Source organism: Hydrogenophaga sp. RWCD_12 (genome assembly GCF_046604225.1).
Lineage (GTDB): Bacteria > Pseudomonadota > Gammaproteobacteria > Burkholderiales > Burkholderiaceae_C > Hydrogenophaga.
In genome coordinates this window covers 334,302-359,109 of the sequence record NZ_JBKIXC010000001.1, presented here as the reverse complement: position 1 = coordinate 359,109, position 24,808 = coordinate 334,302, and the positions used below count along the sequence as shown (strand labels likewise).

The following is a 24,808-nucleotide window of genomic DNA, read 5'->3' as shown; positions in this document are numbered from 1 at the left end:
AAGCGGGCCTCAGCCCGCTTCCTGCGCCTGCATCACCACCTCGCGGTTCAACGTCGGCACGAACGTCTCGATGAATCCGTAGGCGAACCCCGGCAGCCAGTGGTTGCGCCGCAGCCCCAGGCGGGTCAGGTTGATCTGGAACAGGTGCCCGGCGTCGATGGCATGCAGGTGGGTGTCGCGCTCTTCATCGAAGGCGATCGATGCCACGATGCCCACGCCCATCTCCAGCTCGACATAGGTCTTGATCACGTCCGCATCCATGGCGGTCAGCACCACGTCCGGGTGCAGGCCTGCGGCGGCAAACGCATCGTCGATGTGGGAGCGTCCGGTGTAGCCGACTTCGTAAGTGATGATCGGAAACGCCACCAGATCCAGCAGCGTCACCGGCCGGCCCATCGACAGCAGCGGGTGCCCCGGCGGCACCACGATGCTGTGGCTCCAGCGGTAGCAGGGCAGCGTGACCAACTGGTCATAACCGGCCAGCGCCTCGGTCGCCACGCCGATGTCGGCGTCGCCGGCCAGCAGCATCTCAGCGACCTGCTTGGGTGAGCCCTGGTGGAGATGCAGCGTGACGCGCGGATAGCGCTGGCGGAAGTCGCGCACCACATGCGGCAACGCGTAGCGCGCCTGCGAGTGGGTCGCTGCAATCGACAGACGGCCTTCTTCGCGGCCTTGAAGTTCCTGTCCCGCGCGGCGCAGGCTTTCAGCGTCCAGCAGCACGCGGTGGATGATCGGCATCAGCGCGCGGCCGGCTGAGGTCATGCCCAGAAGGCGCTTGCCCGACCGCACGAACAGCTCGACGCCGAGCTCTTCCTCCAGCTCCCTGACCTGGCGGCTCACGCCGGGCTGCGAGGTGTGCAGCGTGGCCGCCACCTCGGTCAGGTTGAATCCGCAGCGCTCAGTCTCCCGGACCGAGCGCAGTTGTTGAAAGTTCATGCTTAGATCTTGGCGATCGACACCTCGGTGGACTTGACCAGGGCGACGACATCGGAGCCGACCTTCAACTCCAGCGAATCGACCGAGCGGGTGGTGATGACCGAGGTGACGATCCCCCAGGGCGTCTCGACGTCGATCTCGGAGACGACGTCGCCGCGGATGATCTCGCGGACCTTGCCCTTGAACTGGTTGCGCACATTGATGGCCTGAATAGACATAGAAGACTCCAAAGTAAAAAAGAATGGGTTTCAAAAATCAGAAGGGTTTGAAGCAGGCGTAAAGGCCGAAGGCCACCAGGACGGCTGCCACCAACAGATTCACCACCCGCTCTGCATCGGTGATGCCCTCCGAAGGGTCCAGCGAATCCGGCAGTTCCCGGGGCAAGGGACTTTCGTCGAACGGCTTCATGGAGGGCTCACACGCTGTACTGCGCCTGTGCAAAGGGAACCGGTTTGAACCCGGGGGTCGGCAACAGGCGCAAACCCTCATGCAGCAGGATGTGGGTCGCGTCGTCCAGACGTTGGGCGATCTCGCCTTCAATGACATAGCCACCGTTTTCGTCCTTGGGGATCTGGCTGTCGGAGGCGTAGACGCCCGGCAGGATGTGACGCGCTCCCAGCGACTGCAGCACCGGCCGCAACGCATAGTCCAGCGCCAGCATGTGGTGGGGGCTGCCCCCGGTAGCCAGTGGCAACACTGCCTTGCCCTTGAGCGCCGTCTGCGGCAGCAGGTCGAGAAAGACCTTGAGCACGCCGCTGTAGGCCGCCTTGTAGACCGGTGTCGCAATCACCAATGCCCGGGCATTGGCCACCTGTTCGATGGCGCGCACGATGCTGGGGTGACCCCAGTCGGCCAGTAGCAAGGCCTGAGGTGAAAGGTCGCGGATGCGCAGCCGGTCGACGTGCAGCCGACGGTCATCGACTGCTGCATGCAGCCGCGTCTCCACCCCGTCGAGCAACGTGGCTGACCGCGAGTGCTCGGTGGGACTTCCTGCAATCAGAAGGACAGACATCTTCGGAGACTCCTTGTGTGACAGCCGAAGAGGGTTACTTCTTGGTGTAGATCTGGTCGAACGAGGCGCCGTCAGCAAAGTGGTCCTTCGCCGCCTTGTCCCAGCCGCCGAAGGCTTCGTCGATCTTGAACAGGTTCAGCTTGGGGAACTGCTTGCCGTACTTGGCCTGCGCCTTGGCGGAGATGACCGGGCGGTAGAAGTTCTTGCCGATGATGTCCTGGCCTTCTTCGGAATACAGGTATTCCAGGTAGGCAGTCGCGACGGCGCGGGTCCCCTTTTTGTCCACGTTCTTGTCGACCACGGTCACGGCCGGCTCAGCCAGGATGGAGATCGAGGGGTACACCACGTCGAACTTGGTGTTGAACTCCTTCTCCAGCAGGTAGGCCTCGTTTTCCCAGGCGATCAGCACGTCGCCCTGGTTGCGCTGCGCAAAGGTGATGGTGGACCCGCGGGCGCCGGTGTCGAGCACGGGCACGTTGCCGAACAGCTTGGCCACGAATTCCTTGGCCTTCGCATCGCCGCCGTACTTCCGCTTGGCGAATTCCCAGGCCGCGAGGTAGTTCCAGCGGGCGCCGCCCGAGGTCTTGGGGTTCGGGGTGATGACCTTGACGTCCGGGCGGATCAGGTCGTCCCAGTCCTTGATGCCCTTGGGGTTGCCTTCGCGCACGGCCAGGATGATGGTCGAGGCGTAGGGCGTGCTGTTGTGCGGCAGGCGCTTCTGCCAGTCCTTGGGGATCCAGCCGCCGTTGGCGTTCAGGGCGTCGGTGTCACCGGCCAGGGCCAGGGTGGCGACGTCGGCGTCCAGGCCGTCGATGATGGAACGGGCCTGCTTGCCCGAGCCCCCGTGGCTCTGCTTGATGGTCACGTCCTGGCTGGTCTTGCCCTTCCAGTACTTGGCGAAGGCGGCGTTGAATTCCACGTAGAGCTCGCGCGTCGGGTCGTAGGACACGTTGAGCAAGGTGACGGGGGCGGTCTGGGCCAGGGCGGCGCCGGCGGCGGTCACGAGACTGGCGGCGAGCAGGGCGAACTGGAAGCTGCGGCGGGTTTGCATGGTTTTTCTCCGGGGGGAAATGGACAACGGAGCGGATCATGAAAGCCGGTCGTCAAAACTGGAACGAATACGTTCTCACTTGTTTATTACCAAATCAACTAAGCAACCTCCACAGCCCCCGGTGGTCTGCACCGGGTAACGGCCCATGCGTGGGGGGTACCATGCCCGGATGAACGTCCATATCCGATTCCTTGGCGGCGCCGGCACGGTCACTGGCTCCAAGTACCTGGTCGAGCACGACGGCCAGAGCCTGCTGGTCGACTGCGGGCTGTTCCAGGGCTTCAAGCAGCTGCGCCTGCGCAACCGCGACCCGCTGCCGGTCATGCCCAACCACATTGGCGCCGTGCTGCTGACGCACGCGCACCTGGACCACAGCGGCTACCTGCCGCTGCTGGCCAAGGAAGGGTTCCATGGCAAGGTCTGGTCCACCGCGGCCACGCGCGACCTTGCGCAGATCCTGCTGCCCGACAGCGGCCACATCCAGGAAGAAGACGCCAACTTCGCCAACCGCAAGGGCTTCTCCAAGCACGCGCCCGCCTTGCCGCTCTACACCGAAGACGACGCACTGCGCTGCCTGAAGCTCATGCACACGGCCCCCATGGGCAAAGCCTTCGAACCCCTGCGGGGCTGGACTGCGCGCTTCACCGGTGCGGGCCACATCCTTGGTGCGGCCAGCCTGCTGCTGGAAGTCGGCGGCAAGCGCATCCTGTTCTCGGGCGACCTCGGCCGCCCCGACGACCTGCTGATGAAGCCGCCCGAGGCGCCCCCCGCGGCCGACGTGGTGGTGATCGAGTCGACCTACGGCGACCGCGAGCATCCGGAAGAAGACGTGCTGGCCGAACTGGCGCCGGCCCTGCAGCGCGTCGCGGCGCGCGGTGGCACCGCCGTGGTCCCCGTGTTCGCCGTCGGCCGGGCGCAGGCGCTGCTGCATGCGATAGCGCAGCTCAAGGCGCGCGGCGACCTGCCGCACGCCCTGCCCGTCTATCTCGACAGCCCGATGGCCGTGCACACCACCGGCCTGTACGCGCGCCACCTGGGCGAGCACCGGCTGAGTGCCGCGCAGTGTCACGACATGGAGCATGGTGCGCAGATGGTGACCTCGGTCGATCAGTCCAAGGCGATTGCCCAGCAGCACGGCCCCAAGATCATCCTCTCGGCCAGCGGCATGGCCACCGGCGGCCGCGTGCTGCACCACCTCGCGATGCACCTGGGCAACCACCGCAACATGGTGCTGCTCACCGGCTACCAGTCGCCCGGCACGCGCGGCGCCACCATGGCCGGCGGCAGCCCCACTGTGCGCATCCATGGCCAGGACATTCCCATCCGCGCAGAGGTCGTGCAGCTGGCCTCCGCCTCGGCCCACGCCGACGCCAGCCAGCTGATGGACTGGCTGCGCGCCTCACCCTCGGCGCCGCACCGCGTGTTCGTCACGCACGGCGAGTTGGCCGCCTCCGACACGCTGCGCCAGCGCATCGAACACGAACTGGGCTGGCGCGCCCTCGTCCCCGAACACGGCAGCACCTGGGCTGCCTGAAACTTTCCGGATTGACCATCTTCTCAACCACATGTCCCTGCTGAAACCCATCTTCCTGGCTGCCTCGCTCGCGGCCTCCCTGTCCGCGCTCGCCCAGACCACGCCGGCCACCGCTCCGCCCGACTTCAGCCGCTGCATCGACGGCTTGCAGGGCGAGGCCCGCGCGGCAGGCGTCTCCGAAGCCACCTACCGAACGCTCACGCGTGGCCTGGTGCCCGACATGAGCGTGATCGACAAGCTCAACTACCAGCCCGAGTTCCAGATGCCGATCTGGGACTATCTCAGCGGTCTGGTCGACGACGAGCGCGTGCAGCAGGGTCAGGCCATGCTGCGGCAACACGCGGCTGTGCTCGAGCGTGTGCAGCAGCGCTACGGCGTCCCGGCGGAAACCGTGGTCGCGGTCTGGGGCGTGGAGAGCAACTTCGGCCAGAGCCTGGGCAAGTACCCGCTGGTGCAGGCGCTGGGCACGCTTTCCTGCATCGGCCGGCGCCAGACGTTCTTCCGCGGCGAGCTGTACTCGGCCATGCGCATCCTGCAGGCCGGCCACATTGCGCCCGAGCGCCTGGTCGGCTCCTGGGCCGGCGCCTTCGGCCACACCCAATTCATGCCCACCACCTTCGAGCGCCTCGCGGTCGACGGCGACGGCGACGGCAGGCGCGACCTGATGGACAACACCGCCGATGCGCTCGCCTCCACCGCCAACTTCCTGTCCAAGGCCGGCTGGCAGAGCGGACAGCCCTGGGGCTTCGAAGTGAAGCTGCCCGCCGGGCTCAACACCGCCGAGGAAGGGCGGCGCAGCAAGCGCCCGATCAGCGAATGGATCGCGCGCGGCGTGCGCAAGGCCGACGGTTCACCCCTGCCCGCCAGCCTCGGCAGCGCCGGCCTGATGACACCCTCCGGCCCGCAGGGCCCGGCCTTCCTGGTGTTCAGGAACTTCGATGCGATCTACGGCTACAACGCCGCCGAAAGCTACGGCCTGGCCATCGCGCACCTGAGTGACCGCCTGCGCGGCGCCGGCCCGTTCGTCACCCCCTGGCCGACCGACGACCCCGGCCTCTCACGCGCCGAACGCCGCGAACTGCAGGGACTGCTGGTGCTGCGCGGTCACGAGATCGGCGAGGTCGACGGCATGCTCGGCGACAAGAGCCGCGCCGCCATCCGCATCGAGCAGGCGCGGCTGGGGCAGGAGGTCAACGGGCGTGGAGGGATGAAGCTGCTGCGCGCATTGCGCGGGCGTTGAGTCAGGGCGCAGAATCCGGACCAACAGGGAGAACAATGATGAAGCGTTCAACGTGGTGGTGGAGATGGGTCATGGTCGGGGGCTTGCTGTGCAGCCACCTGTGGGCGAGCGCCCAGGATGTGTACACGTGGACCGACGAGAAGGGCAGGAAGCACTTCGCCGACAAGGTGTCCACTCCCGAGAACCGGCAGGACAAGCCGGTGGCGATCCCGCCCCCCAATGTCGCCAAACGGTTTGTGCCGGTCCCGACCGACGCCTCTGGCGATGCCCTTCCCCCGACACCTGCCGCCCCGACGGTCCCTGCAAACAAGACCAAGTTGCCAGATCCGAAAAAGAAGGCCAAGTATTCGCAGGACGAGTGCGAAGCACTGAAGAAGGCCTACGAAGCCAGTGCGGCCTGCTTTGCCGAGTGCTCGACGCCCACATGGACATTTAGGGGCGGCGGTCGAAACAACGCCAAGTGCGGGCACTGCACCCAGATGACTATGCCGCGCTGCTGACCGGTTTCACCCCAGCTTCACCGCGGTCCCGCTCACGGCCACCATCATCATCCCGTTGGCCTCGCCCATGACTTCGTAGTCGAAGTCGATGCCGATCACGCCGTTGGCGCCCAGTTCTTTCGCGGCCTCGACCAAGCCTTCGAGCGCCGCATCTCGCGCACCCGACAGCGCGCGCTCATAGCCACCGGCCCGCCCGCCGACCACGTCGCGCACGGACGAGAACATGTCCCGGAAGATGTTGGCGCCGATGATGGCTTCGCCGTTAACCACACCCACGTACTGGCTGCGCGCGATGTCGGGCGGCGTGGTGGTGCTGAGGAAAAAGCCGTCTGTACTCCTGGAAAACCATCCCATCGAAACCTCCTTGTGGCCAGAAGACGTTCCGGCGCAGAATCGATTTTGACATTCAGGGAACACCACAAGGGCTTCAGCCCGCCGACTTGGCACAACATGTCTTCCGCTCTTCCAGCCTGCACACCACCGACTTTCACCCTTTCCCGCCGCCGCCTGACGTCGATGGCTCCTTTTGCGCTGGTCTTCACCGGTCTTCCTGCGGCCGTGTTCGCTCAGTCCGCCAAGACTGCGGTGGACTACCGCGGCATGGTGTCCAGGGGCACCCGCCTGTCGATCCTCACCGACCGCATCACGCGCTGTCAGGCACAACGCCTGCTGGGCGTGCTCACGCCCCGCGCCGAACGCATGCTGGCCGACTCCGTGGCCGAAGCCCGCACCATCATGGCAGCCCTGAAGCAGCAAGGCGCAGGCGCGGCCGCCATTGCCCCCCTGCTGGCCAGCGCGGAGCAGGATCTGGGCGCCTTGCTCAGTGCCAGTGAGAGCTTCCGCACCGAGGACAGGGCGGGTCTGGGCAAGCTCGCGGTCCTCGCCGACAAGGCTGGTGCCTCGATCGACAGGCTGGTGACAGCGTATGTGCAGGCCATCGGTCAGCCCACGGCCTCGGTGCTCCAGACCACGGCCGATCTGCAGCGCCTCACGCAGCATCTGGCCGTGCATTACCTCCTGTCGCGGGCAGGCATCGACCCGACCGAGCAGCTCAAGGAAGTGGACACCGGCCGGCGTGCCTTCGAAACGCTGCTGCAGAACCTCAAGCAGTCACCAGTCCGCAGCGCCAGGACGGACGCGGCCATGCCGCTCATCGAAGGTCAGTGGACGTTCCTGCGCGCCACATTGACACAGGCTGGTACCGACGTTGCCGCACTGCAGAACGCGGCGACCACCAGCGAACGCACACTCGAAGTGCTGACCGAGCTTTACGCGGCGTACGACGCAGCGCTGCGGCCCGGCTGAAGCAGCTGCTCAGGCCACCGGCACCAGGCGCCCGGCATCCAGCGAAACTATGCGGCCGGCCATGGCGCGCGCCTCCTGCGCGTCGTGCGTCACCAGGATCGCGGTCATGCCGGCTTCGGTGATGCGTTCGCGGAATTCGGCGCGCAGCTGCTCGCGCAGTGCGGCATCGAGAGCGGAAAACGGCTCGTCCAGCAGCAGCGCACGCGGCTGCGTGATGAGTGCACGCGCCAGCGCCACGCGCTGCTGTTCCCCGCCCGACAGCGTCCAGACCCGCGCATCGCCGTGATTGGCGAGGCCGAAGCGCGAGAGCATGGCCTGTGCGCGTTCGCGGGCTTCGGCCTTGCGTACGCCCTGCTCGATCGGGCCAAAGGCGACGTTGTCGCGCACGTTGAGGTGCGGGAACAGCGCGAAGTCCTGGAACATCAGTGCGAAGCCGCGCCGCTCGGGCGGCAAGTGGGTGATGTCCACCCCGTCGAACCAGACGCTGCCGCGTTCGGGCGCTTCGAGCCCGGCCACGATCTTGAGCAGGGTGCTCTTGCCGCTGCCGGAAGCGCCAAGCAGCGCGACCGTTTCGCCCGCGTCCACACGCAGGTTCACTCCGGCCAGCAGCGACCACTCGGGAGAGGCCTCCCAGTGTTTGTGGATGTCGCGCAGTTCAAGCATGGCGGGCATTGTCCTTCGAGGCGGGGCCTTCGATCAGCGTGAACGCCAGCAGCGCCAGCACCATCAGCAGCGCGGCGAGCACAAAGGCGGCGTCGAGATTGGCGGCGCCGGGCCGGCCCAGGTGCTGGTGAATCAGGGTGGTGAGCGTGGACCACTCCGGGCGCGAGAGAAACAGCGTGACCGCGAATTCACCCAGTGCGGTGGCAGCGGCAAACGCCATGCCACGCCGCAGCGCGGGCGCCACCAGCGGCAGCGTGACGCGCCAGAACACACGCCAGGGCCGTGCGCCGAGCGAGGCCGCAGCCTGCGCATATTGCGCGGGCAGGCTGTCGAGCGCGGCGGTGAGCGATTTCGACACGAAGGGCCAGGCCAGCAGCGCGTACGCGCCCAGCAGCATCGCCAGGCTCGCGCTCCAGTCTGGATAGAGCAGCAACAGGCCAAAGGCGACGCTCACGGGCGACACCACGAAGGGCAGGAACGCCGTCGCCCGCCAGGCCAGCGACAGGTGACCACGGGCCGTCACGGAGAGCGCATGCGCCAGGCCCAGCGCCGTTGCCAGCAGCAAGGCCACCAGCGAGAAGCGCAGCGTGTTGCCCAGCGCGGCCAGCGTGTCGCCCTCCATCAACACCGCCCAGCCCTGCCCGGTCAGCAGCGACGACGCCGCGCGCCACACAATGGCCGCCAGCGGCGCGGCGCACACCAGCGCCAGCAAGGCCATCGCGCCGGCCACGCCCAGCCACTGCCCCGCGCCCTGCGGTGGGCGCGGGAGGATGGGCGTCACGCGCGCGGGCGCCGCCAGCCGCCGCTCCAGCCAGGCGTAGGCCAAGGCCACCGCACCGGTCAGCGCCATGGTCCAGACCGCCAGCACACCTGCCTGCCCCAGCTCCAGCTCGTGGGCGACCAGGGTGTAGATCTCGACCTCGGCGGTCGCGTAGCGCTGCCCGCCCAGGATCAGCGCGAGGCCAAAGCCCGCGAAGCAGTAGAGAAACACCAGGCACAGCGCCGACGCCAGCCAGGGCGCGATCGCCGGCCACTCGATGCGCCAGAAGGCGCGCCAGGGCGTGGCGCCCAGCGTGCGCGCCGCCGCCAGCCGCTGCGCGCTCACCTGCCCGAGTGCATCGACACCCGCGCGCACCACGAGGCAGAGGTTGAAAAACAGGTTGCCGTAGAGCAGCAGCCATGGCGTATCGCTCAGATCAATGCCGGCCTCGGCCAGCGGCGCGCCGAACAGGCCACGCGGCCCCCACAGCGCCAGCACGCCCATGGCCGCGACCAGCGTCGGCACCACGAAGGGCAACATCAGCAGGCGCAGCGCCAGCGCCCGGCCAGGAAACACGCGCCGCGCCAGCACCCAGGCGCAAGGGACTCCCAGTAGCAGCGCCAGCACGCAGGTGATGGCCGCCTGCGCCAATGACCACAACACCCGCCATCGCAGATAGGGATCGGTCCACACCAGCAGCCAGCGCACTTCGGCACCGTCCGCAAACCCCTCGGCCAGCAGCCGCAGCACCGGCGCCACCAGCATCACCAACAGAAACAGGAATGGCAAGGCCGGAAGGACTTTGGCCAAGGCACCCGTGGAACCGGCTGCGCCGGCGCACCAGGTGCTTCCCCCCTTCAGGGGGGAAGCCGCAAAGCGGCGCAGGGGGGTCATCCGACTTCAGGGTTCACTTCAAGACCGTCTGCGTCCAGCGCTGTTGCCAGGCCTTGGCGTTCGCGTCCATGCGTTCGGCCGTGGCGTTGTCGAACTTCGCCGGCTCGGTCGCATGGGCCTTCATCACATCGACGCGCGCGGCGCCGGCCTCGACCGGGAACATCCACATCGACGTCTGCAGCGCCTGCTGCACCGGTGCAGAACGCATGAACTCGATGAAGCGGCCGGCGGCCTCGCGCGCCGCGGGGTTGCCGCCCTTGACCAGGGCCACGCCCTCGACCTGTCGGAACACGCCGCCCTTGAGGAACAGGTTGGCCGTCGGCGACTCGGTGATCTTTTCCTTGCTGTAGAACACTTCGGCTGCCGGGCTGCTGGCATAGCTCACGACGATGGGGCGCGTGCCGCCGTTGCGCGTGAACTCGGTGTAGTAGGCCTCGCTCCAGCCCTTGACCACCTTCACGCCACCGGCGCGGGCCTTGGCCCACCAGTTGAACGCACCCTCTTCGCCCAGGCCGGCGATGGTGGCAAACAGGAAGGCCTGGCCGGGGCTGGAGGTCGCGGGGTTCTGCACCACCAGCAGCTTGGCGTAGGCCGGCTTGGCAAGATCGTCCAGCGAAGCGGGGAGTGCCAGGCCTGCCTTGGCGAACCAAGCCTTGTCGATGTTGAGATTGACGTAACCGAAATCCACCGGCACCACACCGCCCGACATCGCGACCTCGGCCTTGCGTTGCGCGGCCGGACCGGTGTAGGGGTCCACCACGCCCGCCGACAGCGCGCGCGGCAGCAGGGTGTTGTCGATGCCGAAGGCGACATCGGCGATGGGTGCGGACTTGGTGAGGATCAGCTTGTTGACCATCTCGCCGGCATCGCCGGCCTTGACGATCTGCAGCGTGACCGCCGCTTCTTTCTCGAACTGTGCCAGCAGGTCCTTGGGCAGGTCGAACGAGGCGTGGGTCAGCACCCGCAGCGGCATGGGCGACTGCGCGTGGGACAGGCCCGCGAAGGACAGCGAGGTGAGGGAGAAGAAAGCCGAAAGAAGAATCCGCCGTTGCATGTGAAGCCGCCTTGTCAAACGCCCGCTTCGGGGCTGAAAAGGACGGGCCACGGCAAACGGCGGACCGGCTTGTCACGCTCCCTACGCTGGCACAACCCAGATCAGGTGAGAGGGGTATTTCTCAGCCGGCCCTTGCGGGACCGGCACCCCCGGTGAAGGCCCGCATTGTAGAACGGACCCTGCGGGAGTGCGTGTTATGGTGCACCGGTCACCCCACGGGTGGCTCCGAGGAACTCCTCGACCCTGCATGTGCCCTGCCCGGTTCGCCCGGTGGCGATGTGTGCCCGTTCGATCAGAACCATTTGCACCGCGCTCATCATGAGAACCCTCGCCCATGCCCGGTTACCAGGTCAGGCACCAGACCGTCACCATTGGTGGTCGGGACTATGCCATCCGCTCCCTGCTCGACAACCAGCAATACGCCGACCCGCAAGGGACGGCCGAAGACACCGGCATGGGCGCGTCTGGATGGCCGCTGTTCGGCCAGGTCTGGCCGTCGGCGCGCGTACTGGCGCTGGCGATGGACAGCCATGACATCGCGGGCAAGCGCGTTCTGGAGATTGGCGCCGGGCTGGCGCTGGCGAGCCTGGTGATCCACCGGCGCGGTGGCGACATCACGGTCAGCGACTGGCACCCGCTGACCGCCGAATTCCTGCAGCAGAACCTGCAGGCCAATGGGCTGGGGCCGCTGCAGGTGCACGCCGGCAACTGGTCGGTCGACGACGCCGACGGCGCCAGTGGCCTGGGGCGCTTTGACCTGATCATCGGCAGCGACATCCTTTACGAACGCCAGCAGCCGGCCCAGCTGGCGCGATTCATCGACCAGCACGCCGCGCCCGGCGCCGAGGTGCTGATCGTCGACCCGGACCGTGGCAACCGCAGCGCCTTCGGTCGCGAGATGGCGCTGCTGGGTTTCGTGCTGACGATGGAGTCGGCCGAGCGTCAGCTGGAGAACGGCGAGGCCTTCAAGGGCCGCTTCCTGCACCTGCGCCGCTGAACCGGGCGGCGCCAAAGCAAAAGGCCCCGAACGGGGCCTTTGCAGGGATCGTTGAGGACCGGCGTTGAACCGGCCTGCGGTGATCAGCCGCCCTTCTTCGAGCGCTTGCCGGGGTTCTTCTTGGTGCGGGTGGCAACACCACGCTCCAGGCTCACGCGCTGGCCGCGACCGGGGGTCGGCAGCACGGCGCCATTGGCGGCGGTGGGACGGGGGGTGGCACGGCGGTCGGCTTCGGTGATCAGTTTGTTGCCCATGTCGGTTCCAGGGGGAGATTGGTTGAAAACCCCCTATTGGACCACAGGAAGAACACGCCGCTTTCGCGAGATGAAAGAGCCAGGATTCAGCGCCGGGCAGCGACCCGCGCAGCGGCGGAGCGTGGGGGTTCGCCTGTCAATGCGCTCCACCGCCGCCCGCTCCCGCCCCGCGCACCGGGCGCGAGGTCCAGATCACCAGCACCAGCACGAAGAACAGCGCCGACGACAGGAAGAACAGGTCGGTCACCGCCATCGTGAAGGCCTGCTGGTTCACCAGCCGGTCGACACTGGCCAGCGCCTGCTCGCGCGTCAGGCCGCCCGCCATGAGCTGGCTGATCGTCGCCATCGCGGTCTGGCTGCCTGGATGGATGGCCTCGACCAGATGCGCATGGTGCATCGCGGCGCGGCTCTCCCACAACGTGGTGAACAGCGAGGTGCCCACCGCACCGGCCGTGATGCGCACGAAGTTCGACAGGCCTGCGGCCGAGGGCATCTGCTCCGGCGGCAGGCCCGAGAACACGATGGCCTGCAACGGGATGAAGAAGAAGGCCATCGCCGCGCCCTGCAACAGGGTCGGAATCAGGATGGTCAAGAAGTCGGCCTGGGTGTTGAAGTGCGAACGCATCCACAGCACCAGCCCGAACCCCACGAACGCGACCGTCCCCAGCTTGCGCGGGTCGATGCGGCTGACGTTCTTGCCCACCCAAGGCGAGAGCACGATCGCCAGCAGGCCGACGGGCGCGGTCGCCAGGCCGGCCCAGGTGGCCGTGTAACCCATGAACTGCTGCAGCCACAGCGGCAGCAGCACCACGTTGCCAAAGAACAGGCCGTAGGCCACCGACAGCGACAGCGTTCCGGTGACGAAGTTGCGGCGCGCGAACAGGCGCAGGTCGACGATGGGGTGCTTGTCGGTCAGTTCCCAGGCCAGGAAGAACAGGAAGCTCACCGCGGAAACCACTGTCAGCAGGATGATCTCGCCCGACTGGAACCAGTCGAGTTCCTTGCCCTTGTCGATCATGATCTGCATCGCGCCGACGAACAGCACCAGCAGCACCAGGCCGACCACATCCAGCGGAACGCGGCGCGGCCCCGGGTCACGCTTGTGATAGATCGACCAGGTCAGCGCGGCAGCGAAGATGCCGACCGGAATGTTGATGTAGAAGATCCAGGGCCAGGAAAAGTTGTCGGTGATCCAGCCGCCCAGCAGTGGCCCGGCCACCGGAGCCACCAGCACCGTCATGCCCCACATCGCCATCGCCATGCCTGATTTGGCCGGTGGATAGCTGGCCAGCAGCAGCGTCTGCGACAGCGGGATCATCGGGCCGGCGACCAGGCCCTGCAGCACGCGGAAGGCAATCAGCATGCCGATGTTGGGCGCCAGGCCGCACAGCCACGACGCCACCACGAACAGCAGCACGCTCATGATGAACAGGCGCACCTGTCCGAAGCGCTGCGTCAGCCAGCCCGTCAGCGGGACCGAGATCGCATTGGCCACCGCGAACGAGGTGATGACCCAGGTGCCCTGAGATGGGCTCACGCCCATGTCGCCCGCGATCGCCGGGATCGACACGTTGGCGATCGAGGTGTCAAGCACGTTCATGAACGTGGCCAGCGAGAGGGCCACGGTGCCCAGCACCAGTTGGCCACCCTGCAGCGGCGCGAAGGCGGGTGCGCGGCCGGGCGGTGGTGGCGCCGATGTCGGCGGGGCGGAGTTTGGCCGCGCCGGTCCGGCGGCGTTGATCGCGTCGGTGTTCATCTCAGGAAGCTTTCAACGCGGTCAGTGGGCCAGAGCCAGCGTGGCGTGGGGAGCAGGTTGCGCCGCGCTCACGGCAAGCGGTGCCGAGGTCGCATGCGCCAGGGCGGCGGCAGCCTTGGCCGGGCTGATGCCCAGGTTGCGGGCGATGATGCCGCTCACGCGCGCATCGGCCGCCGCAGCGTCCTGATCAAACACAGCCGTCTGCATGGTGGCCGCCGGACGCGCCGCATCGGACAGCACGCGGCCTTCGGTGCGGCTGATGTCGACCTTGGCTTCCATCGACAGTCCCACGCGCAGCGGGTGTTCGGCCAGTTCCTTGGGATCGAGCTTGACGCGCACCGGCACGCGCTGCACCACCTTGATCCAGTTGCCGGTGGCGTTCTGCGCCGGCAGCAGCGCAAACGCTGCACCGGTGCCAGCGCCCAGGCCTTCGATCACGCCGTGGTAGACCACCTTCTTGCCGTAGACATCGGCGGTCAGCTCGACCGGCTGTTCCAGACGCAGGCGCGCCAGCTGGCTTTCCTTGAAGTTGGCTTCGACCCAGACCTGGTCCAGCGAGATCACCGACATCAGCGGCGCACCGGCCTGCACACGTTGCCCCAGTTGCACGTTGCGGCGGGCCACATAGCCATCGACCGGCGAGAGCAGGTCGGTGCGCTGCATCGCGAGCGCGGTCTCGCGCACGCGGGCGGCGGCGCGCAGCACGTTCGGGTGTTCCTCCGGTGTCGTGCCCTCGGTCAGCGACTGGCCCGAAAGCTGCTGTTCGCGCGCTGCCTGCAGCGCCGATTCGGCGGCGGCCACGGTGCTGCGCGCCGCGACCAGCTGCGACGAGACGTGCTGGAACTCTTCGCGGCCCACGGCACCGGTGGCCACCAGCGGCTGGCGGCGGTCGACGTCTTCCTGCAGGCGCGACAGATCGGCCTTGGCGCGCGTGAGGTCGGCGCTGCGCAGCGCGACCTGTGCCTGCGAGACGCGGTTGTTGGCGTACAGCGTGCGCACTTCGCGCACGGTCTGCGCCAGCTGCGCTTCGGCCTGCTCCAGGGCGACCTTGGTGTCGGCGGGGTCCAGACGCACCAGCGACTGCCCGGCCTTGACGTGGTCGGTGTCGTCGGCCTGGATCGCCAGCACCGTGCCACCGATCTGCGGCGTCACCTGCACCACGTTGGCCTGCACGTAGGCGTTGTCGGTGGTCTCGAAGTGGTTGAGCACCAGGGCCCAGTAGGTGCCGTAGGCGGCGCCGCCCAGGACGACGATGGCGGCCACGGCGGCCAGGGCCTTCTTGCGCGCCGGGTTGGCGCTGGACGGTGCGGGGTTGTTGTTCTGTGCGGGGGATGTCATGTCGGACTCCAGGGAAATCGGTGATCGGTGTGTGCGTGAAAAGTCGGGGTGTCTCAGGCCTGTGGGGCGTAGCCGCCGCCGAGAGCGCGGGCCAGCGCGGCTTGCGCCGCCAGCGCTCGGGCCTGCAGGTCGAGGGCAAGGCGGCGCTGGGACAGCACCGCGGTCTCGGCCTGGATCAGCACCAATTGGTTGGTGAGACCGGCGCGGTAGCGCTGGCGGGCGATGTCATAGGCCGACTCGGCCGCGGACTGCGCCTGCACCTGCTGGGCCTGCTGGCGCGCCACCGACTGCAGCGTGTTGAGCTGGTCGGCGGTCTCGCGCACCGCGTCGACCACGGCCACGTTGTAGGTCTGCACCGCGGTGTCGAGGTCGGCGGTGCGCACGCCCAGGTTGGCGCGCAGCGCGCCCGAATCGAAGATCGGCAGGTGGATCGCCGGGCCGATGCCGTACTGGCGGCTGCCTGACTTCACGAGTTCGTCAAGCCCGATGCTGGCCAGCCCGGCAAAGATGTTGAGGTTGACGTTGGGATAGAACTGCGCCTTCGCGGCCTGCACGCCCTGCGTGGCCGACTCGATGCGCCAGCGGGCGGCCGCGATGTCGGCGCGCCGGCCCAGCAGGTCGGCCGGCACGGCTTGAGGCAGGGCGATGGACTTGAGCGCAGCCAGCGAGGGTGCGAGCCCCGACACCGCGGCGGGCGGCTGAGCGGTCAGCGCGGCCAGCACGAGGCGCGTGGCGATGATCTTCTCGTCGATCTGTTCGATCTGCTGGCGCGTGTCGGGCAACGCGCCTTCCCCCTGGCGCAGCTCGATCCTGGTGTCCAGGCCGGCCGAGACCCGCTGGCGCACCAGCCCCAGCAGTTCCTGGCGTTGCTGCAGCGCGCGCTCGGCGACCACGCGTTGGTCGCGCAGAAGCGCAAGCTGCACATAGGCCTGCACCACCTGCGTGGCAAGGAGCTGACGTGCGGCGGCCAGCTCGGCCTCGGCGGCGCGGGCACCGCCGACGGCGGCGTCGATGGACGCGCGGTGGCGACCGAAGAAGTCGAACTCCCAGGAACCGGCGAACTGCGCATTGGCCAGCGTGCGGGTCGACCCGCCCAAGGGCGCGGGATAGATGCTGTTGGCGCTGAAGTGCTGGCGGGTGGTGTCGGCCGAGAAGCCCACCTTCACGCCGCCATCGGCTTCCTGCCCGGCGATCGCGGCGTTTGCGCGGTCCAGCCGCGACTGCGCCACGCCCAGGTTCGGGTTGCCTGCCAGCGCGCGGTCAACCAGCGCGTCGAGGCTGGCGTCGCCGAGATCGCGCCACCACTGGGCGCGTACCGCTGGCACGACTTCGGCCGGGCCAGACGCCAGACCGACGGTGGCCGGATCGATGCGGTTGGCCTTGGCGTCGATCCCACTGCTGCTGGCGCAGGCGGCCATCAGTGCGGCAGCAGCCACCGACAACAGCACGGCAGCGGGTCGTTGGAACAAAACAGGGAGCTTCATGGTGGGTTCGGTCATTCAGTTGGGGTCGCGCAGCTTCTCGCCGTTCTCGGCCAGACGGCGCAGCAGATTGCGCAGCGTGTTCCATTCGTCTTCGCTGAAGCCGGCCAGGTGCAGGTTGAGCACTTCAGACAGCATGGCCGGCACGTTGCGCAGCGCGGCGTGGCCCTCAGGAGTCAGTTCGACCTGCACCACGCGGCGGTCTTCGAGAGAGCGCGTGCGTTTGCACAGACCTTTTTTCTCCAGCCGGTCGAGCAGACGGGTCATGGCACCGGCGTCGATCGGCTGGTATCGCGCCAACTCGGCCACGGTGCAAGGGCCTTCCTTTTTCAGACGCATCAGCGGGCTCCACTGGGCCGTGGTCAGGTCGTACAACGCCAGGCGCTGGTCCATCTGTTGGCTCAGCGACAGCATCACGCGCTTCATCAGAAAGCCGACGCTTTCTTCGGCCGCGAAGTTCTTGGCGCTGTAGAAACGGGCGGGTTCGACAGGTGGAGACATGGTGGATTCCGGTGAGATGGGCAAATTATATATGCCTAGGCAATTATCGCCCTGGCACTTATTAACATGACAATCACATGGGCTTGGGGCCGAGGGGCTAAGCTCATGCCATGTTTGCGCTGCTCTGCACCTTCTCCTGGCAGGAACTGCGGCACCACCCCTGGCGAACGGCCGCGGCGGTGGCGGCGGTGATGCTGGGCGTCGCGCTGGCGCTGTCGGTGCAACTGATCAATGCCTCGGCGCTGGCGGAGTTCTCCGGCGCAGTCAGCGCCGTGAACGGACAGCCGGACCTGTCGCTGCGTGCGCGCCAGGGTGGCCTGGACGATGCGCTGGTCGAGCGGGTGGCGCAGGCGCCGGGCGTGGCGGCGGCCAGTCCGGTGCTGGAGCTGGGCACCTCGGCCACCACTGGCGGCGCCGGCGCGAAGCGGATCGCGGTCCGCCTGGTCGGGGTCGACGCGCTCTCGGTCGCGCTCGTATCGCCCGCCCTGATGCCCGTGCCCGCACCGGCCGTCGAGGGCGAGCAACGCAGCCGCTTCGACCTGTTCGCACCCGACGCCGTGTACCTGAACGCCACCGCGCGGCAGGCGCTGTCGAACGGCGCCGCGGCGCCGGCCACCGTGCAGATCCAGCGCGGACTGGGGCTTGTGGACCTGCGGGTCGCCGGATCGGTTAACGCGCCTGGCGCCCCGATGCTGGTGACGGACGTGGCAGCGGCGCAGCAACTGATGGAGCGGGTGGGCACGGTCAGCCGGGTCGACCTGCGGCTGCGGCCGGGGACCGATCCCGCCACATTGCTGGCTTCGCTCGGGCTGCCGCCGCAGGTGATCGCGCAGCGCCCCGGAGAGGACGGCGAACGCGCGGACAACCTCTCGCGCGCCTACCGCGTCAACCTGACCGTGCTCGCGCTGGTGGCCCTGTTCACCGGCGGCTTCCTGGTGTTCTCCGTGCTTTCGCTGTCGGTCGCGCGGCGCCAGCAGCAGATCGCGCTGCTCGGTGTGCTCGGCCTGTCTGCGCCCGAGCGCATGCGGCTGGTGCTGGCCGAATCGGCGCTGGTGGGTTTGCTGGGCAGCGTGCTCGGCATCGCACTGGGCACGGGGCTGGCGGCGCTGGCATTGCGGCTGCTGGGCGGCGACCTGGGCGGGGGCTATTTCTCCGGCGTTGCGCCAACACTGCACTGGAGCACGCCCGCGGCCCTGACGTACGGCGCGCTGGGCGTGGTCGCGGCGCTGGTGGGCGGCTGGTGGCCGGCGCGGGCGGCCGCGTCGATGGCGCCTGCGCTGGCGCTCAAGGGCCTGGGGCCGGTGAACGCAGACGGCCGGCGCAACCACCGCATTGCCATCGCGCTGATGCTGCTGGCGGTGGCGCTGGCCTGGGCGCCACCGGTGGCCGGCGTTCCGCTGGCGGCCTATGTGTCGGTGGGTCTGCTGCTGGTCGGCGGCATCGCGGCGCTGCCGCTGGCCGTGGGCGTGTTGCTGGACCGCCTCGCACCGCGTGTCGCGCGCCGGGCCCTGCCCTTGCTCGCGGTGGAACGTTCGCGGCGGCTGCGCGACACCGCCGCCGTCGCGACCAGCGGCGTGGTCGCCAGTCTGGCGCTGTCGGTCGCGCTGACGGTGATGGTCGCGAGCTTCCGCGACTCGGTCACGCAATGGCTCAACGGCGTGCTGCCCGCGCAGCTGTATGTGCGCAGCGGCGGCAACGGACTGGGCGACGGTCAGACCCTGCCGCCCGACTTCGTGTCGGCCGTGCGCCGCCTGCCGGGCATCGAGCGCGCCGATCCGCTGCGCGCGACCACGGTGCTGATCGACCCGGCCCGCCCCGCGGTGACCCTGCTGGCGCGGCCGCTGGCGCACGACGACGCTGGCGTGGCGGGCCAGCATCTGCCGCTGGTCGCGCCGGCGATCCTGCCACCCACCGGCACCAAGGCGGTGCCCGTGTACGTCAGCGAAGCGATGGTGGATCTGTATGGCGCCCGTCCCGGCTCCTGGCTCGACCCGCTGGCCAGCGCCTTCCCGCGCCTGCCCGACGCCACGCGGTTCTTCGTCGCCGGCGTGTGGCGCGACTACGCGCGCCAGCACGGCAGCGTGGTGATCGATCTGGCGGACTATGTGCGGCTCTCGGGCGACACGCGGGTGAACGACCTGGCGCTGCACCTGGCGGTGGGCGCGGACGAAGACCAGGTGCGCGCCGCGATCCGCTCGCTGGCGCAATCGTCCGGCGCCCAGGACCTGATCGAGTTCGCGTCGGCCGGCGAGATCCGCGCGATCTCGCTGCGCATCTTCGACCGCAGCTTCGCGGTGACCTACTGGCTGCAGGCGGTGGCGATCGGCATCGGGCTGTTCGGCGTGGCGGCCAGCTTCAGCGCGCAGGTGCTGGCGCGGCGCAAGGAGTTCGGGCTGCTGGCGCACCTGGGACTGACGCGGCAGCAGATCCTGGGGGTGGTCGCGCTCGAAGGCCTGGCATGGACGGTGCTCGGTGCGCTTGCCGGCCTGGCGCTGGGGCTGGCGGTGAGCGTGGTGCTGGTGCACGTGGTGAATCCGCAGAGCTTTCACTGGACGATGGAGCTGGCCCTGCCCTGGTGGCGCCTGCTCGCGCTGTGCGCCGCCGTGGTGGTGGCCGGCACGGCGACGGCCTGGCTGGCCGGGCGCGCCGCCGCCAGCCGCGATGCGGTGCAGGCGGTCAAGGAGGACTGGTGATGGATGGACTGACCCGCCGCGCGCTAATCGCCGCCGGCCTCGCGACGCCGCTGGTGCCCACGCTGGCCGCCGATGCGCCAGCACTCTCGCCGCGCAGCCTCGTGTTCCCGCGCGACCACGGCTCGCACAACGACACCCGCACCGAGTGGTGGTACCTCACGGGCCATGCGAGGGACACCAAGGGCCGCGAGTTCGGCTTCCAGCTGACCTTCTTCCGCAGCCGCGTCGACGGCACCGAGGCGCTGCAAAGCCGGCTCGCCGCGCGGCAGCTGGTGTTTGCACACGCAGCGATCACCGACGTACAGGGCGGCCGCTTGTGGCACGAACAGCGCATCGGCCGCTGGAACGGCGCACCGCCAGCGCAGAGCGACAACGCCGTGTTCGCCAGCACCGAAGACACCCACGTCGCCATCCGTGACTGGCGCCTGCGCCGCGAGTCCAGTGGCGCCTACACCGCCACCGCGCACAGCGACGCGCTGACCATCGATCTGAGCGCGACACCCACGCAAACCTGGCTGCTGCAAGGCGACAAGGGCTTCTCGCGCAAAGGTCCAGACCCCTCGCAGGCCAGCTTCTACGTCAGCCAGCCGCAGCTGGCGGTGCGCGGCACGCTGGGGCTGCAGGGGCAGCGCTTCGAGGTGCAGGGTGCGGCCTGGCTGGACCACGAATGGAGCGAATCGCTGATGCACCCCGACGCGGTGGGATGGGACTGGATCGGCATGAACCTCGAAGGCGGCCACAGCATCACCGCCTTCCAGCTGCGCCGCAAGGACGGCAGCGCGCTCTGGGCCGGCGGTTCGTTCCGCGCAGCCTCGGGCGCGCAGGACCCGAACGACATCTACCGCTTCCGGCCCGGTGAACTCGACTGGCGGCCGCAACGCTACTGGACCAGTCCGCGCACGCGGGCGCGCTACCCGGTCGAGTGGATGGTGCGCACGCCGACCGACTTCTACACCATCAAGGCGGTGATCGACGCGCAGGAACTCGACGGCCAGTCCAGCACCGGCACGGTCTACTGGGAAGGCCTGTCGGACCTGTTCGACAGCAACAACAAACGCGTCGGCCGCGGCTACCTGGAGATGACCGGCTACGCGCGGCGCCTGGTGCTCTGAGCGCCGCGACACCCGTTCAGCGCCGCGTGAGGCGCGTGTGGATCGCCTTGTCGATGGCGTAGCAGCTGCAGGCCTGCGCCTCCAGCGCGGGCCGGTTGAGCACGGTCAGTTCGCCGCGGTGGTAGCGGATCATGCCCTGGCTCTGCAGCGCGCCCGCCGCCACCGTCACACCGACGCGGCGCACGCCGAGCATCAGCGCCATGAACTCCTGCGTGACGTGAAAGCTGTCGGACTGCGCGCGGTCCTGGCTCATCAGCAGCCAGCGCGCCAGGCGCGGACCGATCATGTGGAAGCGCTCGCAAGCCGACGCCAGCGTCTGCTGGTGCAGCCGCACCAGCAGGCTGGTCTGCACCACCTGCCGCAGGGCGGGACTGGCATCCATCTCGGCGCGCAGACTCTGGCTGGCAATGCGCAGGCTGGTACCGGCGCCCTGCACCAGCGCACGCCAGGGCGTGGGCGCCAGGCCCAGCACCTGCTCAGAGCCGATCATTGATTCGCGCCCCACCATGCCTACCTCCAGCGCCGGGTAGGTGTCGACATCGATCACCAGCGACACGAAGCCTTCCAGCGGAAAGTAGGCATGGGTCAAAGGCTTGTCCCGCACGCTCAGCTGTGCGGAGAGCAGCATGTCAAAGGGCTCGCACAGTGTCAGCAGACGGGCCCTCTCCGCAGAAGGAAGGCGCTGGATCAGCAAGTTGCGGGCGGTGTTCGTAGGCATGCAGGCAGTGTGGAACCGGCTGCGCGGCCCTGACTGTCTGCCACCGCACACAGTTTGGTGTGATGTGTGCGCGCATGTTCGCCAGCGCACCGACGCTGCCCACACGCACACCTACAACCGGGTCACGCATATCGCGCAACGCGTCCCCGACGCAAGAAAGGCCTCCATGACCCGCCACCACACCTTCCGACTGCTCAGCCTCGCCGGCATCGGCACCCTGCTCGCTGCTCCTGCCATGGCACAGATGAGTTCCAACTTCTACGGCGGCGTCTCCGTGGGCCAGTCGCGCTCCCAGATGGACACCCCGCGCACCACCGGCATCGTGCTGCCGGGCGTGAACACCATTGGCAGCAGTGTTGACCGCAGCGACACCGCCTTCAAGCTGTTTGGCGGCTACCAGATCACCCCCAACCTCGCCGTCGAAAGCGGGTACTTCGATCTCGGCAAGAGCCGCTTCATCTCCCAGACCTCGCCGGCCGGCACGCTGACCGGTGAAACCCGGGTGCAGGGCATGAACATCGACCTGGTGGGCAAGGCGCCCTTCACCGAGAAGTTCTCCGGCCTGGCCCGCGTCGGCTTCCAGCAGGCCTGGTCCAAGGACCAGTTCCGCGGCACCGGTGCCGGCGCCAGCGTCTCCAGCACCACCAAGCACAACGACCCCAGCTACAAGGTCGGCCTGGGCGTGCAGTACGAGATGACCCCGTCGGTGTGGATCCGCGGTGAACTGGAACGCTACCGGGTCAAGGACATCACCGGCCGCCGCAAGAACGTCGATGTGGCCTCGGCCAGCCTGGTGTTCCCGTTCGGTCGTCCGGCTGCGCAGCGTGTGGCCATGGCCGAGCCGGCCTATGTCGCGCCGCCCCCCATGCCGGCGCCCGTCGTCGCTGCCGCTCCTGCGCCCGCCCCGATGCCTGCGGCACCAGTGCCCCAGCGGGTGAGCTTCTCGGCCGACACGCTGTTCGGTTTCGACAAGTCCACCGTGCGCCCTGAAGGCAAGGTGGCGCTCGACAACTTCAGCAACCAGCTGAACGGCGCCACCTACCAGTCGATCAAGGTCGAAGGGCATACCGATCGCATGGGTTCGTCGGACTACAACCAGGGCCTCTCGAACGAACGCGCCTCGTCGGTCAAGGACTATCTGGTCACGGCCGGCAAGCTGGACCCGGCCAAGATCAGCGCGGTCGGCATGAGCGAGGGCACACCGGTGACCAAGGCCGAAGACTGCTCCGACAAGCTGTCCCGGGCCAAGCTGATCACCTGCCTGCAGCCGGACCGCCGCGTCGAAGTCGAGGTCAGCGGCACCCACTGAGCCTCCAGGCCTGCGACCTGCCCGAGGGCAGGTCGCAGGCCTTTTTTTCTTCAGGCCACCGCCAGTTCGTTCCAGGCGCGTGCACCCAGGGCCAGCTCTACCTCCGACGCCAGTGTCGAGGCCAGCCCCGCGGCCTGCTCGGCATCCTGACATTCCACCATCACCCGCAACACCGGCTCGGTCCCCGAGGCCCGCAGCAACACCCGGCCACGGCCTCGCAGCAGGCGCTCGGTGGATTCCCGGCACCGGCGGATGCCTTCGTGTCCGGTCCAATCGACACCAGCGGGCACCGGGACATTGATCAGGCATTGCGCGTGCAGGCTCAGGCCTTCGCACAGCTGGGCCAGGTCCTTGTGCCAGCGGCGCATCACGCCCAGCACCTGCAGTGCCGCGATCACGCCATCGCCCGTCGTGTGCTGGTCCAGGCAGAGGATGTGCCCCGAGGTCTCACCACCCAGGCGCCAGCCGCGCTCGCGCAGCACCTGCATCACGTGCCGGTCGCCGACGGCGGCGCGTGCAAACGCCAGCCCCTGCTGGTTCAGTGCCTGCTCCAGTCCGAGGTTGCTCATTACGGTCCCGGCCACACCTTCGCAACGCTGCTCCCGCTGCAGCGCGTCCATCGCCAGCAGATAGAGCAACTGGTCGCCATCGAAGATCTGGCCCGACGCATCGACCATCACCAGCCGGTCACCGTCGCCGTCGAGCGCGATACCGACGTCGGCGTGGTGGTGCCGGACCATCTCGGACAGGTGCTCGGGCCGCGTCGCGCCGACCTGGTCGTTGATGTTCAGGCCGTTGGGCGAAGCCCCGGTCGAGACCACCTGCACGCCCAGCTGCTCGAACACCTGGGGTGTCAGGGCATGGCCGGCACCGTGTGCCGTGTCCAGCACGATGCGCATGCCGCACAGGTCGACGTCGGCCGGCAGGCTGCGTTTGCAGAAATCGACATAGAGACCACCGGCCGACGGCATCCGCCAGCTGCGTCCCAGCAGCCGCGAAGGCACACAGTCCTGTGGCGTCTGCATGCGGCGCTCGATCGCCAGCTCCGCGGCGTCGCCGAGCTTGTCGCCCTCGCCGGAAAAGAACTTGATACCGTTGTCTTCGTACGGGTTGTGCGAGGCGCTGACCACGACGCCCGCCTGAAATCCGCGCAGCCGCGCGATGTAGGCGACCGCCGGCGTCGGAAGCACGCCGCACATCACCGTGTCCACGCCCGCGGCCGCAAAACCCGCCTGCAAGGCGGCTTCCACCATGTCCGAGGACACGCGGGTATCGGAGCCGATCACCACCGCCGGCCGTGCGCAGACACCGAGGTTCTGCTCGACCAGCACCGCGCCTGCCGCCTGGGCCAGATGCATCACGGTCTGCGGGGTCATGGGTGCCTGGCCAACCCTCCCGCGCACGCCGTCGGTGCCAAAGATGCGTTGAAGCTGCATGGAGATTCTTTCAGTGATTGGAGGGGTTCGGCACGGCGACGAAAGGTCACCACATCCGCTGCGCGAGGCTAGGCAAACCGGGCCTTCCGGTCTGTGCGTTGACGAACCCACATTTGCTGACATTCGCCGGCCCGTGTTCGCTGACGCACAGACCCGGGGAGGCGCGATCCACAGAATCGCGGCACCCACTGAAGCCCACGTCCAAGGAACCCCAGCATGCCTCCCGTTCGCGATTTCCTGCAGAGCGCCGTCGCTGCTTCACCG

Annotated in this window: 24 protein-coding genes and 1 riboswitch; of the genes, 8 read left to right on the top strand and 16 right to left on the bottom strand. The window is 68.3% G+C overall.

Annotated elements, in window-relative coordinates:
- Positions 1-9: 9 nt before the first annotated feature.
- Genes ACLIJ1_RS01745 through ACLIJ1_RS01725 form a run of 5 tightly spaced genes read right to left on the bottom strand, consistent with a single transcriptional unit; the run spans position 10 to position 2,999 of the window.
- Positions 10-936 carry a CysB family HTH-type transcriptional regulator gene (locus ACLIJ1_RS01745; protein WP_411363754.1) on the bottom strand — a complete coding sequence of 309 codons (927 nt, stop codon included), beginning with the start codon at positions 934-936 and terminating at the stop codon, positions 10-12.
- 2 nt (positions 937-938) lie between these two features.
- Entirely contained in the window at positions 939-1,154 is a 216-nt protein-coding gene (locus ACLIJ1_RS01740) for a TOBE domain-containing protein (RefSeq protein ID WP_411363753.1), read from the bottom strand.
- Between the two features lie 37 nt (positions 1,155-1,191).
- The gene (locus ACLIJ1_RS01735) at positions 1,192-1,344 is read right to left on the bottom strand and encodes a hypothetical protein (protein ID WP_411363752.1); all 153 of its coding nucleotides are present in this window, start codon (positions 1,342-1,344) and stop codon (positions 1,192-1,194) included.
- Between the two features lie 7 nt (positions 1,345-1,351).
- Positions 1,352-1,948, bottom strand: coding sequence for an NADPH-dependent FMN reductase (gene ssuE, locus ACLIJ1_RS01730; protein WP_411363751.1), 597 nt, complete (start codon positions 1,946-1,948; stop codon positions 1,352-1,354).
- A gap of 34 nt (positions 1,949-1,982) precedes the next feature.
- Positions 1,983-2,999 carry a sulfate ABC transporter substrate-binding protein gene (locus ACLIJ1_RS01725; protein WP_411363750.1) on the bottom strand — a complete coding sequence of 339 codons (1,017 nt, stop codon included), beginning with the start codon at positions 2,997-2,999 and terminating at the stop codon, positions 1,983-1,985.
- A gap of 169 nt (positions 3,000-3,168) precedes the next feature.
- Between ACLIJ1_RS01725 and ACLIJ1_RS01720 the strand changes: the two genes are divergently transcribed.
- Genes ACLIJ1_RS01720 through ACLIJ1_RS01710 form a run of 3 tightly spaced genes read left to right on the top strand, consistent with a single transcriptional unit; the run spans position 3,169 to position 6,273 of the window.
- Entirely contained in the window at positions 3,169-4,533 is a 1,365-nt protein-coding gene (locus ACLIJ1_RS01720; RefSeq protein WP_411363749.1) for an MBL fold metallo-hydrolase RNA specificity domain-containing protein, read from the top strand.
- A 31-nt stretch (positions 4,534-4,564) separates the two neighbouring features.
- Positions 4,565-5,773: a lytic murein transglycosylase gene (locus ACLIJ1_RS01715; RefSeq protein WP_411363748.1), complete on the top strand. Its 1,209-nt coding sequence runs from the start codon at positions 4,565-4,567 to the stop codon at positions 5,771-5,773.
- 38 nt (positions 5,774-5,811) lie between these two features.
- Positions 5,812-6,273: a DUF4124 domain-containing protein gene (locus ACLIJ1_RS01710; protein WP_411363747.1), complete on the top strand. Its 462-nt coding sequence runs from the start codon at positions 5,812-5,814 to the stop codon at positions 6,271-6,273.
- A 6-nt stretch (positions 6,274-6,279) separates the two neighbouring features.
- Here ACLIJ1_RS01710 and ACLIJ1_RS01705 read toward each other — a convergent pair whose 3' ends face one another.
- On the bottom strand, positions 6,280-6,627 hold the full coding sequence (locus ACLIJ1_RS01705) for a heavy metal-binding domain-containing protein (protein WP_411363746.1): 348 nt from the start codon (positions 6,625-6,627) through the stop codon (positions 6,280-6,282).
- Between the two features lie 96 nt (positions 6,628-6,723).
- On the opposite strand from ACLIJ1_RS01705, the gene ACLIJ1_RS01700 reads away from it, so the two are divergent.
- The gene (locus ACLIJ1_RS01700) at positions 6,724-7,578 is read left to right on the top strand and encodes a hypothetical protein (RefSeq protein ID WP_411363745.1); all 855 of its coding nucleotides are present in this window, start codon (positions 6,724-6,726) and stop codon (positions 7,576-7,578) included.
- A 9-nt stretch (positions 7,579-7,587) separates the two neighbouring features.
- Here the strand turns inward: ACLIJ1_RS01700 and ACLIJ1_RS01695 are convergent, their stop codons facing one another.
- The 3 genes from ACLIJ1_RS01695 to ACLIJ1_RS01685 form a co-directional block, all read right to left on the bottom strand.
- Positions 7,588-8,241, bottom strand: a complete 654-nt coding sequence (locus ACLIJ1_RS01695; RefSeq protein ID WP_411363744.1) for an ABC transporter ATP-binding protein — start codon at positions 8,239-8,241, stop codon at positions 7,588-7,590.
- Complete coding sequence (locus ACLIJ1_RS01690) at positions 8,234-9,811, bottom strand: ABC transporter permease (protein WP_411363743.1); 1,578 nt, start codon at positions 9,809-9,811, stop codon at positions 8,234-8,236. The genes ACLIJ1_RS01695 and ACLIJ1_RS01690 overlap by 8 nt, the downstream gene beginning before the upstream one ends.
- Before the next feature lie 97 nt (positions 9,812-9,908).
- Positions 9,909-10,949 carry a thiamine ABC transporter substrate binding subunit gene (locus ACLIJ1_RS01685; protein WP_411363742.1) on the bottom strand — a complete coding sequence of 347 codons (1,041 nt, stop codon included), beginning with the start codon at positions 10,947-10,949 and terminating at the stop codon, positions 9,909-9,911.
- Positions 10,950-11,009: 60 nt separating this feature from the next.
- A riboswitch (TPP riboswitch) is annotated at positions 11,010-11,110 on the bottom strand.
- Positions 11,111-11,283: 173 nt separating this feature from the next.
- On the opposite strand from ACLIJ1_RS01685, the gene ACLIJ1_RS01680 reads away from it, so the two are divergent.
- Positions 11,284-11,946, top strand: coding sequence for a class I SAM-dependent methyltransferase (locus tag ACLIJ1_RS01680; protein WP_411363741.1), 663 nt, complete (start codon positions 11,284-11,286; stop codon positions 11,944-11,946).
- A gap of 83 nt (positions 11,947-12,029) precedes the next feature.
- Here the strand turns inward: ACLIJ1_RS01680 and ACLIJ1_RS01675 are convergent, their stop codons facing one another.
- The 5 genes from ACLIJ1_RS01675 to ACLIJ1_RS01655 form a co-directional block, all read right to left on the bottom strand.
- Complete coding sequence (locus ACLIJ1_RS01675; protein WP_411363740.1) at positions 12,030-12,200, bottom strand: hypothetical protein; 171 nt, start codon at positions 12,198-12,200, stop codon at positions 12,030-12,032.
- 136 nt (positions 12,201-12,336) lie between these two features.
- Positions 12,337-13,956, bottom strand: coding sequence for a DHA2 family efflux MFS transporter permease subunit (locus ACLIJ1_RS01670; protein ID WP_411363739.1), 1,620 nt, complete (start codon positions 13,954-13,956; stop codon positions 12,337-12,339).
- A 21-nt stretch (positions 13,957-13,977) separates the two neighbouring features.
- Entirely contained in the window at positions 13,978-15,294 is a 1,317-nt protein-coding gene (locus tag ACLIJ1_RS01665; RefSeq protein WP_411363738.1) for an efflux RND transporter periplasmic adaptor subunit, read from the bottom strand.
- A 53-nt stretch (positions 15,295-15,347) separates the two neighbouring features.
- Positions 15,348-16,778, bottom strand: coding sequence for an efflux transporter outer membrane subunit (locus tag ACLIJ1_RS01660; protein WP_411363737.1), 1,431 nt, complete (start codon positions 16,776-16,778; stop codon positions 15,348-15,350).
- Positions 16,779-16,793: 15 nt separating this feature from the next.
- Complete coding sequence (locus ACLIJ1_RS01655) at positions 16,794-17,276, bottom strand: MarR family winged helix-turn-helix transcriptional regulator (protein ID WP_411363736.1); 483 nt, start codon at positions 17,274-17,276, stop codon at positions 16,794-16,796.
- Between the two features lie 110 nt (positions 17,277-17,386).
- Here ACLIJ1_RS01655 and ACLIJ1_RS01650 point away from each other — a divergent pair, with 110 nt between their 5' ends.
- Together ACLIJ1_RS01650 and ACLIJ1_RS01645 are read left to right on the top strand one after the other, a co-directional pair.
- Positions 17,387-19,969 (top strand): FtsX-like permease family protein, encoded by a 2,583-nt coding sequence (locus ACLIJ1_RS01650; protein WP_411363735.1) that lies wholly within the window; start codon positions 17,387-17,389, stop codon positions 19,967-19,969.
- The gene (locus ACLIJ1_RS01645; protein WP_411363734.1) at positions 19,969-21,081 is read left to right on the top strand and encodes a lipocalin-like domain-containing protein; all 1,113 of its coding nucleotides are present in this window, start codon (positions 19,969-19,971) and stop codon (positions 21,079-21,081) included. The genes ACLIJ1_RS01650 and ACLIJ1_RS01645 overlap by 1 nt, the downstream gene beginning before the upstream one ends.
- Positions 21,082-21,097: 16 nt before the next feature.
- On the opposite strand, the gene ACLIJ1_RS01640 is transcribed toward ACLIJ1_RS01645, so the two are convergent.
- On the bottom strand, positions 21,098-21,799 hold the full coding sequence (locus tag ACLIJ1_RS01640; protein ID WP_411363733.1) for a Crp/Fnr family transcriptional regulator: 702 nt from the start codon (positions 21,797-21,799) through the stop codon (positions 21,098-21,100).
- 166 nt (positions 21,800-21,965) lie between these two features.
- Between ACLIJ1_RS01640 and ACLIJ1_RS01635 the strand changes: the two genes are divergently transcribed.
- Positions 21,966-23,108 carry an OmpA family protein gene (locus ACLIJ1_RS01635; protein ID WP_411363732.1) on the top strand — a complete coding sequence of 381 codons (1,143 nt, stop codon included), beginning with the start codon at positions 21,966-21,968 and terminating at the stop codon, positions 23,106-23,108.
- Positions 23,109-23,158: 50 nt separating this feature from the next.
- Here the strand turns inward: ACLIJ1_RS01635 and glmM are convergent, their stop codons facing one another.
- Positions 23,159-24,544, bottom strand: a complete 1,386-nt coding sequence (gene glmM / locus ACLIJ1_RS01630) for a phosphoglucosamine mutase (protein WP_411363731.1) — start codon at positions 24,542-24,544, stop codon at positions 23,159-23,161.
- Positions 24,545-24,808 lie beyond the last annotated feature (264 nt).

Bases quoted from the DNA above. Each gene is read 5' to 3' on its own strand.
- ACLIJ1_RS01745 (WP_411363754.1), bottom strand. From the start codon at position 936: ATGAACTTTCAACAACTGCGCTCGGTCCGGGAGACTGAGCGCTGCGGA.
- ACLIJ1_RS01740 (WP_411363753.1), bottom strand. From the start codon at position 1,154: ATGTCTATTCAGGCCATCAATGTGCGCAACCAGTTCAAGGGCAAGGTC.
- ACLIJ1_RS01735 (WP_411363752.1), bottom strand. From the start codon at position 1,344: ATGAAGCCGTTCGACGAAAGTCCCTTGCCCCGGGAACTGCCGGATTCG.
- ssuE (WP_411363751.1), bottom strand. From the start codon at position 1,948: ATGTCTGTCCTTCTGATTGCAGGAAGTCCCACCGAGCACTCGCGGTCA.
- ACLIJ1_RS01725 (WP_411363750.1), bottom strand. From the start codon at position 2,999: ATGCAAACCCGCCGCAGCTTCCAGTTCGCCCTGCTCGCCGCCAGTCTC.
- ACLIJ1_RS01720 (WP_411363749.1), top strand. From the start codon at position 3,169: ATGAACGTCCATATCCGATTCCTTGGCGGCGCCGGCACGGTCACTGGC.
- ACLIJ1_RS01715 (WP_411363748.1), top strand. From the start codon at position 4,565: ATGTCCCTGCTGAAACCCATCTTCCTGGCTGCCTCGCTCGCGGCCTCC.
- ACLIJ1_RS01710 (WP_411363747.1), top strand. From the start codon at position 5,812: ATGAAGCGTTCAACGTGGTGGTGGAGATGGGTCATGGTCGGGGGCTTG.
- ACLIJ1_RS01705 (WP_411363746.1), bottom strand. From the start codon at position 6,627: ATGGGATGGTTTTCCAGGAGTACAGACGGCTTTTTCCTCAGCACCACC.
- ACLIJ1_RS01700 (WP_411363745.1), top strand. From the start codon at position 6,724: ATGTCTTCCGCTCTTCCAGCCTGCACACCACCGACTTTCACCCTTTCC.
- ACLIJ1_RS01695 (WP_411363744.1), bottom strand. From the start codon at position 8,241: ATGCTTGAACTGCGCGACATCCACAAACACTGGGAGGCCTCTCCCGAG.
- ACLIJ1_RS01685 (WP_411363742.1), bottom strand. From the start codon at position 10,949: ATGCAACGGCGGATTCTTCTTTCGGCTTTCTTCTCCCTCACCTCGCTG.
- ACLIJ1_RS01680 (WP_411363741.1), top strand. From the start codon at position 11,284: ATGCCCGGTTACCAGGTCAGGCACCAGACCGTCACCATTGGTGGTCGG.
- ACLIJ1_RS01675 (WP_411363740.1), bottom strand. From the start codon at position 12,200: ATGGGCAACAAACTGATCACCGAAGCCGACCGCCGTGCCACCCCCCGT.
- ACLIJ1_RS01670 (WP_411363739.1), bottom strand. From the start codon at position 13,956: ATGAACACCGACGCGATCAACGCCGCCGGACCGGCGCGGCCAAACTCC.
- ACLIJ1_RS01665 (WP_411363738.1), bottom strand. From the start codon at position 15,294: ATGACATCCCCCGCACAGAACAACAACCCCGCACCGTCCAGCGCCAAC.
- ACLIJ1_RS01660 (WP_411363737.1), bottom strand. From the start codon at position 16,778: ATGAAGCTCCCTGTTTTGTTCCAACGACCCGCTGCCGTGCTGTTGTCG.
- ACLIJ1_RS01655 (WP_411363736.1), bottom strand. From the start codon at position 17,276: ATGTCTCCACCTGTCGAACCCGCCCGTTTCTACAGCGCCAAGAACTTC.
- ACLIJ1_RS01650 (WP_411363735.1), top strand. From the start codon at position 17,387: ATGTTTGCGCTGCTCTGCACCTTCTCCTGGCAGGAACTGCGGCACCAC.
- ACLIJ1_RS01645 (WP_411363734.1), top strand. From the start codon at position 19,969: ATGGATGGACTGACCCGCCGCGCGCTAATCGCCGCCGGCCTCGCGACG.
- ACLIJ1_RS01640 (WP_411363733.1), bottom strand. From the start codon at position 21,799: ATGCCTACGAACACCGCCCGCAACTTGCTGATCCAGCGCCTTCCTTCT.
- ACLIJ1_RS01635 (WP_411363732.1), top strand. From the start codon at position 21,966: ATGACCCGCCACCACACCTTCCGACTGCTCAGCCTCGCCGGCATCGGC.
- glmM (WP_411363731.1), bottom strand. From the start codon at position 24,544: ATGCAGCTTCAACGCATCTTTGGCACCGACGGCGTGCGCGGGAGGGTT.